A 2124-nucleotide genomic window follows, 5' to 3' on the forward strand; every position below is an offset into this window, starting at 1 on the left:
AAACCAACTCAAGCGAGTGGTATTTGATAATGAAGTTTAGATTTTTAATCGCTGTAAGCATGTGCTTTTTACTTAATGGTTGCTTTGAAAGTAAGCCTGTTTCAGTTGCGAGCATTGGCAATGCAGGGTCTTTAGGTGGCCCACATTTTATTCGTGATATGTGGGTCAGTGATATTTATGGTGGAGGTGCAAACTTTGCGTATGGGAGTGTTCAGGGCTGTTGTGCTAGCGCAAGCATTGGCATTGGTATCCCTAGCGCTATAAAAGGCGAATGGGAAAATGGGGTTGGTGGCGGCTCATCACGTGAAAAATGGCAACAGCGTTGGAAGCCCGAATGGGGTAATTTTGATGAGAATTATGATACTAAATGGTTTCGAATTGATGATGTGATAGACAGTGAGCTTGCCAAGCAAAAAATAGAAACAATGAACCATTACTACAAGAACCATCATGCAAACCCAGTCATGAAGCTTCTTGTTAATGATGACAAAGTTATGCTTCTGTATTCTATCTTGTGTGTGAAATCTGCAAATGATGACTGCACGGTTAACGAAGGTGCAGATCCTAATGGATGGATAGTCCCTTCCCCTAATAGACATCCTAAAAGCGTCGCTGTCGTTACCGTCTTATATGATGGTAAAGGAGAAGTGTCTGACAAACCATTTACGGATAATACACCCTAGCCATAGAAATAGTCGATTTTCCATATCTTAACCTGACTAGGGAGTTGTTGTACTTGCGCCAGTTGGTGGTTTTATAGCGAGGCTTCGGCATTAAATCAAAGTCAGTAAATAAATGTCCCTGATCTGATCGTAAGATTTTGATTTGGTTCATTCGATTTCGGCAACAAAGCCGATATGAACGACCTGTCTTTGGATTTACATATCCTCCTGTACCATTAGCAGGATCTGGTCCTCGCTTCTCAAACCCCTTAGCAGTAAACATCTCGTCAATTTCTTTTGCGGTCTTATCTTTAAAAGGGTTCCCTAATCCTTTTCCTGTCTTGTTTGTAACTTTCCAGTGATCTACATTTAGGAACAGTTATTTAGTTGCGTTACCAACTCTGGCATTCCATAACCAACAAAACCACTTTCCTGATCGTCAAAGGCTCCGACCACCTTAAAAAGTAAACCGCCGCTCTGAACAACATTATTTAGAATATTATGATCAACATAATCACTCGTGTCCCAACCATTACAAAGAGCAGAATCAATATCAAAACTATCGGGCACAGCCACTATGTACGAGCATGGCTCCTCAGCTATAGCTTTAACAATAGAATCAATGGATAACTCTGAGAAACAAGTAGCAGCAAAGAATTTCAATTTTCCGTCATTTTCCTTCATATGCTCGATAGATTTAGTGGTATGAGTAACCTCTACCCCTCTAGCTTTAAGACGTTTAAATAACTTTTTGTGACGAATAATACGAGTATCACTCTGCCATGCAGAGTCGCCCACAAAATACCACAGCTTTAAATTGGGCATTTTCGCAAGGATCAAACTAAAAATTATTTTCAACACAGTGAGACGTGCCTCAAAATGATTTGTAGAAGGTAGAAGCCAACTACTGGCTCCTACCTTCGTACTTACAGGAAGTTTATCTTCACTAATGTGGTACGTATCATTTTCTTTCGATACGTCCGTCGTACTTGTATATTTGAGATCAGTAGTCAAAGTGATCACCTGCTTCGTTGTTGAAATGAGAACCTCTATTTTGAGGATTTCCAGGGCCGAAATCATGACCGCCAGCATCATCACGAATTTTCACAGTTTTGGTACCACCTCCTTCGGCAGGCACTTCAAACTCGTATGATTTTCCAGACTGAACCTTTCCTCGTTTATCTAGGTTTGGCCCCACTCTGCTCGGTTGCTGACTAGTAGGAATACCTGACTGACGCTTAGCTTCTTTAAATGCACCAGTTCGACCTGCCCCCAATGGGCTTAAATTTGCTGGAGGTGTTTCCTTTGTAACAGCCTTACTAACCACTTTGCCAAGAGGCGTTCTCTTAGCAAAAGCACCACCTACTGCAACCACCTTATCAGCAATAGTCGCATTCGCATCTAGAACCGTTTCCGCCGCATCAACAAAGTCTTCAACTCCGATTAGCGAGTCCATTGTATC

3 protein-coding genes are annotated in these 2124 nt (G+C 41.6%); 1 reads left to right on the plus strand and 2 read right to left on the minus strand.

Annotation, left to right across the window (positions count from 1 at the left end; all coding sequences use genetic code 11):
• On the plus strand, positions 1–683 hold a 683-nt coding region (locus QTN95_RS20290), incomplete at its 5' end, for a hypothetical protein (protein WP_331418792.1).
• A gap of 348 nt (positions 684–1031) precedes the next feature.
• Here QTN95_RS20290 and QTN95_RS20295 read toward each other — a convergent pair.
• The gene (locus QTN95_RS20295) at positions 1032–1676 is read right to left on the minus strand and encodes a hypothetical protein (RefSeq protein WP_331418794.1); all 645 of its coding nucleotides are present in this window, start codon (positions 1674–1676) and stop codon (positions 1032–1034) included.
• The coding region (locus QTN95_RS20300) for an HNH/endonuclease VII fold putative polymorphic toxin (RefSeq protein WP_331418796.1) at positions 1666–2124 on the minus strand (459 nt) is incomplete at its 5' end. The genes QTN95_RS20295 and QTN95_RS20300, both read right to left, overlap by 11 nt.

Source organism: Vibrio sp. M260112 (assembly GCF_036533775.1).
In the GTDB taxonomy this organism is placed as follows: domain Bacteria; phylum Pseudomonadota; class Gammaproteobacteria; order Enterobacterales; family Vibrionaceae; genus Vibrio.